Consider the following 14,295-nt stretch of genomic DNA (forward strand, 5'->3'; position numbering starts at 1 on the left):
TTTTTTGTTACATATATATTTAAAGGGTTGAGGTAAGTGAATTTTATCTATAACATCTTAGGTAAATCTTCTTTTGCATCTCCGCTAATCAGTTGTAAATTAAAGGTATCTTGTAATACTTTTAGTACACCCGGTGTTACAAAGGCAGGAGCACTTGGCCCTATATAGATATTTTTTACACCTAAACTAAATAATCCTAATAAAATAGCCACAGCTTTTTGCTCAAACCATGATAGCACAATGGTCAATGGTAAATCATTTACGCTACAACTAAAAGCTTCTGCTAAGGCTATAGCGATTTTTGCTGCTGAACCTGAATTGTTGCACTGTCCCAAGTCAATATATCTTGGAATTTCAGTTCCCGGCACAGTTCCAAAATCTATATCATTAAATCTAAACTTACCACAAGAAGTTGTTAAAATCACACATTCCTTCGGTAGTGTGCTGGCTAGTTCTCTATAATAATCTCTTCCTTTTGTAGGTGCATCACAACCAGCGATTACAAAAAATCTCTTGATTTTACCACCTTTTACTGCATCAATGATTTCTGGAGCGATGGATAATACTGTATTGTGATGGAAACCTGTCGTTAAAACTTTATCAGACTTTATATTTGCCTTTGGTAAAGATAAAGCTCTCTTTATAATTGGTGTAAAGTCATCATTGATGATTTTTTCTGTTCCTTCTAAACCACAGGTACCATAAGACCAAAATCTATCAGAGTAGCTTCCTTTAATTGGCATCAAGCAGTTTGTTGTTCCTAAAATAGCGCCTGGAAATTCTTCAAACAGTTTTCTCTGATCGTACCAAGCTTTTCCTACGTTTCCTTTTAAATGAGGGTATTTTTTTAATTCAGGATAACCATGGGCTGGTAGCATTTCAGAGTGGGTATAAATATTAATACCTTTACCTTTTGTTTGTTTTAATAATTCTTCTAATGCATATAAGTTATGTCCTGTTACTAGTATTGCATGTCCTTCCACCTTATCCTGTGTCACAGTTACCGGCTGTGGAATCCCTAGTCTTGAAGTGTGAGCTTTATCTAATAAATCCATTACCTTTACTGTAGCTTCTCCCACCTTCATTGCCATACCGATGTGTTCCTGTAAGTTAAAGTTTGAATTTGTTAATGTAGTATATAATGCCTCATGCGCAATTGCGTCTACTTCAGGATCAACCATTCCTAGCTCTCTAGCATGTGTCGCATAGGCAGCAACGCCTTTTAACCCAAAGATAATAATATCTTGTAGACTTGCTATATCAGGATTTTTTCCACAAACACCAAACTTTGTACATCCTCCCTCTGGTGTTTGTTCACATTGATAGCAAAACATTGGATTGCTCTCCTTTACCTCATTGCCTTGGTTGTTGTTTTTATTCTTAAATATTCCGAACATGATTATTTCTCCCTTCAAATTTATATATTATTTATATGAATAATATATAACAAATCTTCTGACTTTACCGTGACATAAGTCACGTTGTTTTGTGATTATAATCATGCTGTACCAACTTTTTTCAATTAGTTCTTTTCTCCTCTTCATTTTGCCAAATATGTTATTAAGAACTTCATATTTGTACTAATTTCTCTAGTTTAATAAAATTACTTTATTAGATCAGATATAGGCACAATTTCAATACCTTTTTTTTCAAAAACAGGAATCATTTCTTGTATAGCCTTGGCTGTTATAACGCCTCCTTCAGGTCCTACATGACCTATTCCTATTGCATAACCCTTCTCTAACGCCAACTCCCCCAGTAGAACTAGCTGTCTTTTTATTGCTTCAACATTCTTTTCATTATCTAAAAATACTGCTCGTTCTAGAACTGGTACTTCGTATTCCTTTGCAATTTCTGCTATAACGGAGTTCATACTTGTTTTACTGTCCACTATGTACATATTGTTCTCCTTTAATACATCAATGATGGCTGCCATGATTCTTTTATCCTCTGTAGCCTTAGAACCCATGTGATTGTTAATACCTACTGCATAGGATACATTTTCAATAGCTTCTCTCATAATACTTTTAATTTGCTCTGTGGAGAGATTTATCGTAATCCCTTTTTCACCTAACCATTTAGGGCTCCCAATATGAGGTTCCATAGGAAGATGAATAATAATCTCATGTCCTTTACTATGGGCTAATTCTGCATCTTCAGTAGTATAGGGTAAAAATGGGATCACTGCACAAGTTAGCGTAGCCTGAATATCTACCATTTCCTTTGTACCATTGCCAGCATTTCCAAAATCATCTATGATGATAGCTATTTTAGCTTTAACCTCTCTATTTTCTCTATATCCTAATTTTTCTACAATGGTTTCATGATAGTTCCAAACCTTAGTATTTTTCTTAATCTGAATTCTTACCCCTATCATGATAAGAAAAAGAATGATAAATAATATTAAGCTACATAGTATTCTTTTTTTATTTATCACAATAAAAAAAATTTTATTTTTCATTTTATCACCTTTCCTATATTATTAGCTTTTATCATACCTTCCCTTATATAAATGAATAAAACAACTTCCTATTGTGCATGCTATTTATAAGTGACATTCTTTTAAAACAACACTGCCTTCTGAAATGTGAAGGTGAGTTTTGTTGCATAAAAAATATTTGTTGAAATGGAGGTATTACCGTGTCAGACGAAAGAAATTCAAACCGTACTCAGGACGCCCCAGGTTGGGGTAAATTAATTTTAAGATTTATCATATCTGCTATTGTTATCGCAGTAGCTGCCTTTATTACACCAGGCTTTAGAATTGAAGGTTTATGGGGTGTTATCGTGGCCGCTTTAGTGATTTCAATTGTTAATTACTTAGTAGAAAGGGTGTTCAAGGTTGATGCTTCTCCTTTTGGTAGAGGGATTATAGGCTTCATTGTTGCCGCTATTGTTATTTATATTAGTCAATTTATTGTTCCTGCTATGACAGTAACCTTTTTAGGTGCCATCATAGGGGCACTTGTCATAGGGATTATTGATATGATTATCCCTGGTAAAACAATTTAGGTTATAGAGAATATATCTAATTTCTATGGTTTCTCTAGAAAGTATCTCTGTATTCCCATATATATACCCCAAGCAATCTGTTTTTGGTAAGATGATTTTTGTAATAGCTGTTCCTCCTTAGGATTAGATAGAAAACCACACTCAACCAATGTGGTCGGTATATCTAATCCTTTAATGATATATACATCTTCTTTTGGTAATGCAACCCGCTTATTATTTTTATCTAATGTATTGATTAATTCTTCCTGTATTTTTTCTGCTAATACTTTACCCTTTGTATTATCTTTTGGATAAAAGGTCTGAGCTCCATGGTACTGGGTCTGTGGAAAACTATTAAGATGAATTGTAATAAATATATCTGGGCCGCTTTCTTTTACCATTTCCTTCCTTTTTCTGAGGTCTTCATTTTTTTTCTCCCTCAAACTTCCTCCCTCTGAATACAATCCTTCATCTTTAGTGCGGGTCATGACGACAACAGCTCCACTTTGCTCTAAATATTCCTTTAAATATAGTGCTATCGCTAGATTGATGTCTTTTTCTTTTACGCCTCCCTTACTAACAGCGCCCGGATCAACCCCGCCGTGTCCTGCGTCTAGAAGGACGACTTTAGTAAGCGTAGGCAATGTGTGAAAAACTGCTTTAATCTTGCAGTAGTTTATACATGCTATAGAAAGTGCTGAAATAAATAGTAATACAATACTAATATAAATCCACCTTTTTCTAATAATGATTACCTTCAAATGAAATTCCCCCTATAATTTAGGCCTTTATCACAGGGCCCTATTTATATTGACAAATATTTTTCCTGTGATATATATATATGAATCATGAGCCGCATATACAATTATAAGTTCACTATTTTTCTGTCCTTCTTTTGTATTATATTTTTTAAAAGGGAAAAAATATAGGAAGAAAAGTATCTTATATCGAGAAAGGAGAAGTATCATGCAAAATTCAAAAGACATAGACAACATCTCAAATCAACTGAGGGAATTAAAAAAAAATATAGATAGGTCTCAAGAGTATTTGTCTGCCCTTGAAATGTTAATGGTAGATGATAATAATGGTCGTTTAAAAGATGCAGATTTAGCCCATGAATTTAAAACGCTTACTAATAGCATAGCATCTGTATCAAAAAACATTGAAGTTTTAGAAAAAAAGCTATATAATTAAGCAAATTTATACAAATTATTTAATATCCACCTTTATTTCCCGGGAAAATGATATACTTCCCCATATTTCAGTGCATAAAACAAACCGTCAAGAATGATAATTCCTAAATTTAAAAGGTCTGTTAGAAGCAAGTGCCTATCTAACAGACCTTTTTCAAGATTAAGCTTGGCCTTCTGGTATGAATGTTGCACAATCTGTTTCCTGTGTACTGCTGGCATTTCTAGGCTGAACTTCGATCATCTCTGCTGAACAACGATCTCCATTCATATAATAGTGACAAGTATTTACTATACATTTAATTCCTTGGTTAGGTTGATTCATTTTGTTTACTCTCATTTATTACGCCTCCTTTATAAAATATTAACTTCCTACAATATTATCTGCAAAATTTAATATTTCATACAGGATATTATTTTCATAGCATGTCTGAAGTAAAAGCCTGTCATAGTTCTTAAACTCAAGCTGCTTTTGATTTGTATATATAAAAAGATTGTCCATTGGAGAATGGACAATCTTTTTATATATAGTATAATTATCTCTTTGAGAACTGAGGTGCACGTCTTGCAGCTTTTAAACCGTATTTCTTTCTTTCCTTTGCTCTAGCATCTCTTGTTAAGAAACCAGCCTTTTTTAAGATTCCTCTTAATTCTTCATCGGCTTTAATTAGAGCTCTTGAAATACCATGTCTTAAAGCACCAGCTTGGCCAGTGAAACCGCCACCTGCTACAGTTGCAATCACATCATACTTTGCTAATGTGTTTGTCATTTCAAGTGGACGCCTTACTTCTCTTTTCAAGGTTTCATAGTCTAAATAATCTTCAATATCACGTTTATTTATAGTGATGTTTCCTTCACCAGGAACTAATCTCACTCTAGCAATTGATTTTTTTCTTCTACCTGTTCCGTAGTATGCTACTTTTGCCATCTATTTTTCCTCCTTTCTAACCCGATCAAATTAAATATCTAGTACTTGTGGTTGTTGTGCTTCATGCTCATGACTTGCACCAGCATATACTTTTAACTTTTTAAGCATTTGTCTTCCAAGTCTTGTCTTTGGAAGCATGCCTTTTACTGAATTGTAAACTAATTTTTCAGGTTTTTCAGCAAGCATGTTTCTAAAACTAACTTGCTTTAATCCACCTGGATGTCCTGTATGGTAAGTATAGAATTCTTGGTCTAATTTCTTGCCAGTTAATTCAACCTTTCCAGCATTTAAGATAATTACAAAGTCGCCGGTATCCACATGAGGCGTATACTCTGGTTTATTTTTTCCTGTTAAAATTTTAGCAACTTCTGAACATAATCTACCTAAAGTTTTACCTTCAGCATCAACTACAAACCATTTTCTTTCTACTTCATTTGGTTTTGCCATATATGACTTCATCGTTTTCCCTCCTTCTAAATTTCCTTAAGGCTATCTGTTATACATTCACGTCGTTTTTATATGCACAAGATCCGGGGCTAGTGGATCATTTTTACATACACACACTCATATATTGTAATACAACCTCCCTAGTGTGTCAAGGGGTAAAATACTTTATCTAAAAATAATCCTTGAGGAGGGGCTTTATGCCCTGCTTTTTCCCTATCCCCTAGTTCTAATGCCTTTTTTATTGTTTCTATGGATCTTCTTCCGCTGCCTACTTCTAATAAAGTTCCAACAATAATTCTTACCATATTATATAAAAAACCATTTCCTTCAAAAGTCATCCATATACTATTTTCGCCTTTTTCTATTTTAATAGCATATATACTTCTAACTGTAGTTTTTACACTACTACCACTAGACATAAATCCCTTAAAATCATGGGTGCCCAGCAGCACCTCTGCTGCTTCTTTGATCCTATCTAATTCTAGCTGGTACGGAAAATGATAGCTATAATTTCTTAATAATGCACTTCTTTGCCTTTGATTATAGACCTGATAAGAATAAACTTTTCCCTGCGCCCAATATCGAGCGTGAAAGTCCATAGCTACTTCTTTTGCCTCTAGTATAGTAATATCTTCAGGCAAAAAATGGTTTATAGCTGATGGAATGCGTTCTATAGGGATTGTTGTTTGCGTATAAAAGTTAGCCACTTGCCCTCTAGCATGAACCTTAGCATCTGTTCTTCCCGAACCATTGATGGTAACATCCTCTCCAGTAAGTTTTTTAACAGCCTCCATAACTTTTTGTTGAATAGTGATACCATTGGGCTGTATCTGCCAACCATTGTAATTTGTTCCATCGTACTCAGTTTTAATCATAATGTTCCTCATGAAAGCCATCCCCTTAGAAATGCTATATACCTCTTGTATAGACTAGTGCCGCTAATAGCACAACTGTTATAATAAGACTTATAAAGTCTTTTTGCTCCATCTTAAGTTGTTTCATTTTACTACGATTTTCTCCCCCACGATAGCACCTAGCCTCCATAGCCATAGCAAGTTCATCAGCCCTCCTAAAGGCACTGATAAATAATGGCACTAATAAAGGTACCAAGCTCTTTGCACGATTTATAATATTACCGCTTTCAAAGTCTGCTCCTCTAGCGATTTGCGCCTTCATAATTTTATCAGTCTCTTCTAATAACGTTGGAATAAATCTTAAGGCTATTGTCATCATCATAGCTAACTCATGCGCTGGTATACCAATCTTCTTAAAAGGATTTAATAAATGTTCAATCCCGTCAGTTAGCATAATAGGCGATGTAGTAAGGGTTAGTAAAGAGGTCCCTATAACCAACAATATTAATCTTATAGCCATAAATACTGCTTGATATATCCCTTCTTTTGTGGCATTTAAAGGACCCAGGCTAAACACAATTTCACCTCTTGTCATAAACACATTAATAAGGAATGTAAAAAAAATAAGAATATACAGAGGTTTTAGTCCTTTAACCATGTATTTAAAAGGGATTTTGGATATCCCAATAGCAGCAATAATAAATGAAATAATATATATATATCCAATAAAGTTCTTTACAATAAACAAGCCTAAGATAATAGCAAAGGTAATAAGTATTTTTGTCCTAGGATCTAATTTATGTATGATAGAACCAGTTGGGTAATGTTGACCTATTGTAATATCTTTAAGCATTCTCTTTCCCTCTTATCCACTTTAGTATTTCTTCCTTCGCTTCTTCTACCGTCAGTATATCTTCTCTTAAGTAGACACCCAAGTCCTTCAACTTTTTCATTAAATAAGTAATCTGCGGAATCCCCAATCCTATAGATTCTAAAACCTCTGATTGGCGAAATACTTCCCTAGGTGCCCCCATCAGTGCTACTTTTCCACGGTGCATAACAATAATTCTATCTACTAACTTTGCTATATCCTCCATACTATGGGATACCAAAATAACGGTGCTCTTATAGGTTTCGTGAAGAAGTTTTATTTGATCTAATATCTCATCCCGCGCTCTAGGATCTAATCCAGCAGTAGGCTCATCTAATATTAATACCTCCGGCTTCATAGCTAAAACACCAGCTATAGCCACTCTTCTCCTTTGCCCTCCACTTAGTTCAAAAGGGGATCTATCTTTGAGATCATCATAGGATAGTTTGACCAAATTCATAGCTTCCTTTACTCTTTCCTTAACTTCCTCCTGCGATAAGCCTAAGTTTATAGGACCAAAAGCTATATCTTTATAAACGGTTTCTTCAAATAATTGATGCTCAGGGTACTGAAACACTAATCCAACCCTTTTTCTTACTTCCACCAGTTTTACCGAAGCACGCGTAATGTCCAAATCATTGATCATTATTTTACCGCTGGTAGGCTTAATCAAGCCGTTAAGATGCTGGGTTAAAGTTGATTTTCCTGACCCGGTATGTCCTATGAGTCCTATAAATTCTCCACTTTTAATTTCTAAATTAACATCATCCAACGCTTTTGTTTCAAAAGGGCTTTTAGGATTGTAAATATAAGTTAAATTTTCTATTTTAATCGACATAATTCCATCACCATCTCATCTACTGTAAGTATATCTTTCGATATGGAAATTCCTTCACCAATCAATTGATGCGCTAAATCTGTAACTTGAGGAACATCTAAACCCAGCTCCTTTAGCTGTTCTACTTGAGAGAATACTTCTTTTGGTGCACCTTGAAGAACAATGTTGCCATCCTCCATAACAATAACACGATCCGCATCTACAGCTTCTTCCATAAAGTGAGTGATATGAATAATTGTTATATTTTCTTCTTTATTTAACTTTTTAATTGTACGAACAACTTCTTTTCTACCAAAGGGGTCCAGCATAGCTGTTGGCTCATCAAAGATAATACAATCAGGTCGCATAGCTATAACACCAGCAATGGCTATACGCTGTTTTTGTCCTCCTGACAGCAGATGGGGTGCTTTCTCGCGATAATCTGACATACCCACAATACCAAGCGCTTCATCCACCCTTCTACGAATGGACGCTGGTTCCACGCCAAGATTTTCAGGGCCAAAAGCCACATCTTCTTCTACAATGGTAGCAACAATCTGATTATCTGGATTTTGAAAAACCATACCAGCAGCTTGCCTAATATCCCAAAGATATTCTTCTTCTTTGGTATTCATATCCTTTACCCTTACATCCCCCCGTGTTGGCAGCAGCAAAGCATTCATATGTTTTGCCAATGTAGACTTACCTGAACCATTATGACCTATAATGACTAAAAACTCTCCTTTTTTCACTTGTATGGTAATATCTTTCAAGGCTGTTACTACCTCTTCCTCATTATTTTTATAATCAAATGCAACGTGGTCTACCTCTATCATATGTTCCATAAAAATCTCCTTCTTAAAGCAATGCCATAGGCTAAGTTATATTATATTTAGTTTCTTACATACACGATATATTATAACTCATTTTATCTTGAAAAACTATTCTTTGAATAAAAAATAGGGACCAAGTTTTTGACTTAATCTCTTTTCCCTATGATTATACTAATTCAAGAATTACCATTTCAGCAGCGTCGCCTCTTCTAGGACCCACTCTGATGATTCTTGTATATCCACCATTTCTATCTTCATATTTTGTTGCTAAATCAGTAAATAGATCTTTAACAACCGTTTCATCTGTTATAAAGGCTAACGCTTGACGTCTAGCATGTAAATCTCCTCTTTTTGCTAAAGTAATCATTTTTTCAGCTAATCTTTTCGTTTCTTTAGCTCTTGTTTCGGTTGTTTGAATACGGCCGCTTTTTATTAAGCTTGTTACTAAATTTCTTAGCATTAAGTCTCTATGACCACTTACACGACCTAACTTTCTATATCCAGCCATAACTATCCCTCCTTACTACTAGTTACTCATCACTAGGTTTTAATCCTAAGCCTAATTCTTCTAACTTCTTCTGTACCTCTTCCAGAGACTTCTTACCTAGATTTCTAACCTTCATCATATCCTCTTCTGATTTCATTGTAAGCTCCTGAACAGTGTTAATTCCAGCTCTCTTTAGACAATTATAGGAACGAACAGATAAATCTAGTTCTTCGATTGTCATTTCTAACATCTTTTCCTTCTTATCTTCCTCTTTATGCACCATGATTTCAACATCATTCACATGTTCTGTTAGGGTAATAAACAAATTAAGATGTTCATTCATGATTTTAGCAGCTAATGAAACTGCTTCGTCTGGTTTAATACTGCCATCTGTAAATACTTCGATAATTAATTTATCATAGTCAGTCATTTGGCCGACTCTCGTATTTTCTACAGAATAGCTTACTTTTTTTACAGGAGTAAATATTGAATCAACTGGTAAAACACCTATTGGCATTCCTGGAGTTTTATTGTTTTCAGCAGAGATATATCCTCTTCCTTTAGATACATTGATTTCCATCATAAATTTAGCGTCAGTATCTAAAGTTGCGATATAAAGATCCGGGTTTAGTATTTCTACATCTGCATCTGCAATAATGTCACCAGCAGTAATCACGCCTTCACCCTCAGCTTCGATCCTGATGGTTTTAGGCTCATCGCCATGTAGCTTTAAAGATAAACTCTTCAAGTTTAAAATAATTTCTGTTACATCTTCCTTTACACCAGGCACCGTAGAAAATTCATGCAACACACCATCTATTTTAATAGAAGTTACTGCAGCTCCTGGTAAAGATGATAACATAATTCTTCTAAGGGAATTACCTAACGTTGTACCGTAACCTCTTTCAAGAGGTTCTACCACAAATTTACCATAAGAAAAGTCCTCGCTTAACTCAGTAACTTCTACTTTAGGTTTTTCCATTTCTATCATTTCATTAAACCCTCCTTTTAATATCTTCTCTACTATATTGAGGGTAACTGATTCTAATCATTTATTATCTAGAATATAACTCAATAATTAAGTTTTCTGCAATTGGTATATCTATGTCTTCTCTTGTAGGCAATGAAACAATTTTTCCCTCTAATTTATCAACATCAGCACTTAACCAATGAGGTACAGTCCCTTTAAAGGTCTCTTTAACTTCTTTGAAGTGAGGAGAATTTTTTGATACTTCACTTACTTCAATCACATCTCCAACCTTTACAATGTAAGAAGGAACATCCACCTTTTTACCATTGATCGTAAAGTGACCATGGGCTACTAATTGTCTTGCTTGTGGTCTTGATGAAGCAAAACCTAGTCTATAAACTACATTATCTAATCTAGTTTCTAATAGTCTTAAAAGATTTTCACCAGTAATACCTGATTGTTTTTCAGCGATTTCGAAATACTTTCTAAATTGTGCTTCAAGCACGCCATAGAATCTCTTTGCTTTTTGCTTCTCTCTTAACTGCATACCGTAGTTAGAAAGCTTTCTCTTATTTTGCCCATGTTGTCCTGGAGCAAAGTTTCTTCTTGTAATAGCACATTTATCTGTATAGCATCTCTCGCCCTTTAGATATAATTTCATACCTTCACGACGACATAATCTACATACCGCCTCTGTATATCTTGCCATTTTAGCACCTCCTAATCCTTTGAATCTTTATTATACTCTTCTACGTTTTGGTGGTCTGCATCCATTATGAGGCACTGGAGTTACGTCTTTAATCATAGTAACTTCAAGACCTGTTGCTTGCAATGAACGGATGGCAGCTTCTCTACCTGCTCCTGGTCCTTTAACAAATACTTCTACTGTTTTCAATCCATGTTCCATTGCAGATTTAGCTGCAGTTTCAGCAGCCATTTGCGCAGCAAATGGTGTAGATTTTCTTGAACCTTTGAAGCCTAATTGTCCGGCACTGGCCCACGCAATTGTATTACCTTGTGTATCAGTTAGCGTAACAATAGAGTTGTTAAAAGTTGATTGAATGTGCGCTTGACCACGTTCAATATTTTTACGTTCTCTTTTTTTACGAGTTGTTTTTCTTTTCGCTACTTTTGCCATTCTTTCGCCCCTCCTTACCTATTTCTTCTTCTTACGTCCAACGGTTTTCTTAGGACCTTTTCTAGTACGAGCGTTTGTCTTAGTTTTTTGTCCTCTTACAGGTAATCCTTTAATGTGACGGATCCCTCTATAGCATCTGATTTCTTTTAATCTTTTGATGTTTAAAGAGATTTCTCTTCTTAAATCCCCTTCAACCTGATGGTTTTCGTCAATCGCTTTTCTTAGCGCATTAACTTCTTCCTCAGTTAAGTTCTTTACCCTTGTATCAGGATTCACACCAGCAGCAGCTAATATATCATTAGAAGTTTTTCTGCCAATACCAAATATATAAGTTAAACCAATTTCTACTCTTTTATCTCTTGGTAAGTCAACACCAGCAATTCTGGCCATAGTAATTTACACCTCCTAATTCTCTTGGTACATAATCATTACACAATCGCAATTCACTTATTTTCTTATATGCGAGTTTCTTATATGCAAAGTATATTAAAATTTATTCTTTAGAGATCAGTAAAAACTGATGCAGCCGCTCTAAAAAATGAATTACCACAATGTTATATTATACTATAAAACTTATAAAAAAACTAGTATTTTGTTATCCTTGTTTTTGCTTATGCTTTGGATTTTCACAAATTACCATTACTTTTCCTTTTCTTTTAATAATCTTACATTTTTCACAAATTGGTTTAACTGATGGTCTAACCTTCATTGTTATTCCTCCTTCAAGTAGAACACCTAAAAATTAACACTCTATTTTAACCTACTTTTTTCGCCATGTTATTCTACCACGAGTTAGGTCATAAGGAGACAGTTCTACTGTAACTTTATCACCTGGTAAAATTTTGATAAAATGCATTCTTAACTTTCCAGATATATGAGCTAAAATCTCATGACCATTTTCAAGGTGCACAATAAACATAGCATTCGGTAAAGCCTCTTTCACTGTACCTTCTACTTCTATCACATCTTGTTTAGACATGCGGCAATCAAACCTCCATTCTCAACCTAGGCATTTACGCCTAATCTCTCAAGCTCTCTTCTTATAAAAGCATTCGTTATTTTCTTATTGCTCACTATCCGATCCTTCGTCTCTGCAGATATAATACTGAGCTTAACCAGATGTTTTAATTTTTTCTTCTTAGGTTTATCTGTTTTCCTAATATCGCCGTCTACAATTAAGACATATTCTTTATCGACTTTATCCAAAACAATAAAGAATTTTCCTTTATCTCTTCCTTGAGTGGACTTTACGACTTGACCTATATTTATATCACTTTGTTCCACGAAATGTCACCTCATTTGCCTAGACTACAGAACCGTCAAAATCTCAGGTTCTCCATTTGTAATAGCGATAGTATGTTCATAGTGAGCAGAATACTTCCCATCCAATGTTATGACAGTCCATCCATCAGATAACACCTTCACTTCGTAGGTTCCTGCGTTAATCATTGGCTCTATGGCTAAGACCATACCACTCTGGAGTCTTGGTCCTTTTCCCGGTGGTCCATAGTTTGGTACCTGAGGTTCTTCGTGCATTTTCGTGCCGATGCCATGACCAACATAATTTCTAACCACAGAAAATCCTTCTTTCTCTACGTAAGCCTGAATAGCATGAGAAATATCCGATAACCGATTCCCTTCAAAGGCATATTTCATCCCTTCGTAAAAGCTTTCTCTGGTTATCTTTATTAATTTTTCTGCTTCCTCACTAACATTTCCAACAGCATGGGTTTTGGCAGCATCTCCATAATATCCTTCATAAAGTGCACCAATATCTATACTAATAATATCGCCATCTTCTAACCTTTTTAATCCAGGAATTCCATGTACTACTTCGTGATTGATTGACGTACATATACTAGCTGGAAAACCTCCATATCCTTTGAAGGCAGGAGTAGCACCTCTTTTTCTTATATGGTCTTCTGCCATAACATCTAATTCCTTTGTAGTTACTCCTGGTTTAATTGCCTCTTTCAATAGCTCATGAGTTTCAGCTACAATTTTTCCAGCCCTACGCATTATTTCAATTTCTTGACGAGATTTCATGTAGATCATTAGGACCTTCTCCTCAAAGCATCAACAATCTCTTTAGAAACTATCTCTATATCCTGATCCCCATTGATTATCATCAATAGGTCTCTTTCCTGATAATATTGAATTAATGGTTGGGTTTCTTTAAGATACACTTCTATTCTTTTAGAAACTGTCTCTTCTGTATCATCTTCTCTTTGATATAACTTGCCTCCACATTGGTCACAAAGTTCCCCCTTTAAGGAAGGATTGAACTCCAAGTGATAAGTAGCACCACATTCTTTGCAAATTCTTCTGCCTACCGCTCTCTTAACAAGTTTATCCTTATCAACTTCTATATTGATAACACGATCTAAGGAAACACCCATGTTCACTAACGCATTGTCTAAAGCCTCTGCTTGAGGAACTGTTCTTGGAAAGCCGTCTAGCAAGAAACCATTTTTACAATCTTCTTGTTTTAGACGATCTTCTACGATTGCTACAACAAGTTCATCAGGTACTAAAAGACCTTGATCCATGTAACTTTTTGCCTTCTTTCCTAGTTCTGTTCCCTGCTTAATATTATATCTAAAAATATCCCCTGTTGATATGTGGGGTACATCAAATTCATTTACAATGACCGCCGCTTGGGTGCCTTTGCCAGCCCCTGGGGGTCCTAGTAAAATTGTTCTCATTTCACCATCTCCCGAAGTAGATTTTGATGGTATCATGGGGATCAGTTCCCCATGACAGATACC

Annotated in this window: 22 protein-coding genes; 2 read left to right on the forward strand and 20 right to left on the reverse strand. The window is 35.1% G+C overall.

The window, feature by feature from the left end; translation table 11 throughout:
• Positions 1-47: 47 nt before the first annotated feature.
• Positions 48-1,397 (reverse strand): hydroxylamine reductase, encoded by a 1,350-nt coding sequence (gene hcp / locus BJL90_RS03610; protein ID WP_070964228.1) that lies wholly within the window; start codon positions 1,395-1,397, stop codon positions 48-50.
• A 206-nt stretch (positions 1,398-1,603) separates the two neighbouring features.
• Positions 1,604-2,461: a divergent polysaccharide deacetylase family protein gene (locus BJL90_RS03615; protein ID WP_070964230.1), complete on the reverse strand. Its 858-nt coding sequence runs from the start codon at positions 2,459-2,461 to the stop codon at positions 1,604-1,606.
• 179 nt (positions 2,462-2,640) lie between these two features.
• On the opposite strand from BJL90_RS03615, the gene BJL90_RS03620 reads away from it, so the two are divergent.
• Entirely contained in the window at positions 2,641-3,012 is a 372-nt protein-coding gene (locus BJL90_RS03620; RefSeq protein WP_070964231.1) for a phage holin family protein, read from the forward strand.
• A 23-nt stretch (positions 3,013-3,035) separates the two neighbouring features.
• Here the strand turns inward: BJL90_RS03620 and cwlD are convergent, their stop codons facing one another.
• Positions 3,036-3,752, reverse strand: a complete 717-nt coding sequence (gene cwlD / locus BJL90_RS03625; protein ID WP_070964233.1) for an N-acetylmuramoyl-L-alanine amidase CwlD — start codon at positions 3,750-3,752, stop codon at positions 3,036-3,038.
• Positions 3,753-3,957: 205 nt separating this feature from the next.
• Here cwlD and BJL90_RS03630 point away from each other — a divergent pair, with 205 nt between their 5' ends.
• Positions 3,958-4,185: a hypothetical protein gene (locus BJL90_RS03630; RefSeq protein ID WP_070964235.1), complete on the forward strand. Its 228-nt coding sequence runs from the start codon at positions 3,958-3,960 to the stop codon at positions 4,183-4,185.
• 159 nt (positions 4,186-4,344) lie between these two features.
• Here the strand turns inward: BJL90_RS03630 and BJL90_RS03635 are convergent, their stop codons facing one another.
• The 17 genes from BJL90_RS03635 to BJL90_RS03715 form a co-directional block, all read right to left on the reverse strand.
• Positions 4,345-4,521: a DUF1540 domain-containing protein gene (locus tag BJL90_RS03635; RefSeq protein WP_070964236.1), complete on the reverse strand. Its 177-nt coding sequence runs from the start codon at positions 4,519-4,521 to the stop codon at positions 4,345-4,347.
• Positions 4,522-4,717: 196 nt separating this feature from the next.
• Positions 4,718-5,110, reverse strand: coding sequence for a 30S ribosomal protein S9 (gene rpsI, locus BJL90_RS03640; protein ID WP_070964238.1), 393 nt, complete (start codon positions 5,108-5,110; stop codon positions 4,718-4,720).
• Between the two features lie 30 nt (positions 5,111-5,140).
• Positions 5,141-5,569 carry a 50S ribosomal protein L13 gene (gene rplM, locus BJL90_RS03645; RefSeq protein ID WP_070964240.1) on the reverse strand — a complete coding sequence of 143 codons (429 nt, stop codon included), beginning with the start codon at positions 5,567-5,569 and terminating at the stop codon, positions 5,141-5,143.
• A gap of 128 nt (positions 5,570-5,697) precedes the next feature.
• Positions 5,698-6,444 (reverse strand): tRNA pseudouridine(38-40) synthase TruA, encoded by a 747-nt coding sequence (gene truA, locus BJL90_RS03650; RefSeq protein ID WP_070964242.1) that lies wholly within the window; start codon positions 6,442-6,444, stop codon positions 5,698-5,700.
• Positions 6,445-6,466: 22 nt separating this feature from the next.
• The gene (locus tag BJL90_RS03655; RefSeq protein ID WP_070964243.1) at positions 6,467-7,264 is read right to left on the reverse strand and encodes an energy-coupling factor transporter transmembrane component T family protein; all 798 of its coding nucleotides are present in this window, start codon (positions 7,262-7,264) and stop codon (positions 6,467-6,469) included.
• A complete protein-coding gene (locus BJL90_RS03660; RefSeq protein ID WP_070964245.1) occupies positions 7,257-8,120 on the reverse strand; it encodes an energy-coupling factor transporter ATPase in 864 nt (287 codons plus the stop codon). The genes BJL90_RS03655 and BJL90_RS03660 overlap by 8 nt, the downstream gene beginning before the upstream one ends.
• Entirely contained in the window at positions 8,105-8,944 is an 840-nt protein-coding gene (locus tag BJL90_RS03665; protein ID WP_070964247.1) for an energy-coupling factor transporter ATPase, read from the reverse strand. Before BJL90_RS03665 ends, BJL90_RS03660 begins: the two co-directional genes overlap by 16 nt.
• Before the next feature lie 154 nt (positions 8,945-9,098).
• Entirely contained in the window at positions 9,099-9,440 is a 342-nt protein-coding gene (gene rplQ / locus BJL90_RS03670) for a 50S ribosomal protein L17 (RefSeq protein WP_070964248.1), read from the reverse strand.
• A 22-nt stretch (positions 9,441-9,462) separates the two neighbouring features.
• Positions 9,463-10,410, reverse strand: coding sequence for a DNA-directed RNA polymerase subunit alpha (locus BJL90_RS03675; protein WP_070964250.1), 948 nt, complete (start codon positions 10,408-10,410; stop codon positions 9,463-9,465).
• Positions 10,411-10,474: 64 nt separating this feature from the next.
• Positions 10,475-11,098 carry a 30S ribosomal protein S4 gene (gene rpsD / locus BJL90_RS03680; RefSeq protein ID WP_070964252.1) on the reverse strand — a complete coding sequence of 208 codons (624 nt, stop codon included), beginning with the start codon at positions 11,096-11,098 and terminating at the stop codon, positions 10,475-10,477.
• A 30-nt stretch (positions 11,099-11,128) separates the two neighbouring features.
• Positions 11,129-11,527: a 30S ribosomal protein S11 gene (gene rpsK / locus BJL90_RS03685; RefSeq protein WP_044826225.1), complete on the reverse strand. Its 399-nt coding sequence runs from the start codon at positions 11,525-11,527 to the stop codon at positions 11,129-11,131.
• Positions 11,528-11,545: 18 nt separating this feature from the next.
• Positions 11,546-11,917, reverse strand: a complete 372-nt coding sequence (gene rpsM / locus BJL90_RS03690) for a 30S ribosomal protein S13 (RefSeq protein WP_070964253.1) — start codon at positions 11,915-11,917, stop codon at positions 11,546-11,548.
• Between the two features lie 205 nt (positions 11,918-12,122).
• Entirely contained in the window at positions 12,123-12,236 is a 114-nt protein-coding gene (gene rpmJ, locus BJL90_RS03695) for a 50S ribosomal protein L36 (protein ID WP_008516283.1), read from the reverse strand.
• A gap of 51 nt (positions 12,237-12,287) precedes the next feature.
• Entirely contained in the window at positions 12,288-12,506 is a 219-nt protein-coding gene (gene infA / locus BJL90_RS03700) for a translation initiation factor IF-1 (RefSeq protein WP_070964255.1), read from the reverse strand.
• Between the two features lie 26 nt (positions 12,507-12,532).
• Positions 12,533-12,811, reverse strand: a complete 279-nt coding sequence (locus BJL90_RS03705) for a KOW domain-containing protein (RefSeq protein WP_070964257.1) — start codon at positions 12,809-12,811, stop codon at positions 12,533-12,535.
• 24 nt (positions 12,812-12,835) lie between these two features.
• Positions 12,836-13,582, reverse strand: a complete 747-nt coding sequence (gene map / locus BJL90_RS03710) for a type I methionyl aminopeptidase (RefSeq protein WP_070964258.1) — start codon at positions 13,580-13,582, stop codon at positions 12,836-12,838.
• Positions 13,582-14,232, reverse strand: a complete 651-nt coding sequence (locus tag BJL90_RS03715; protein WP_070964260.1) for an adenylate kinase — start codon at positions 14,230-14,232, stop codon at positions 13,582-13,584. Before BJL90_RS03715 ends, map begins: the two co-directional genes overlap by 1 nt.
• Between the last annotated feature and the right edge of the window lie 63 nt (positions 14,233-14,295).

This window comes from Clostridium formicaceticum, from assembly GCF_001854185.1.
Lineage (GTDB): Bacteria > Bacillota > Clostridia > Peptostreptococcales > Natronincolaceae > Andreesenella > Andreesenella formicacetica.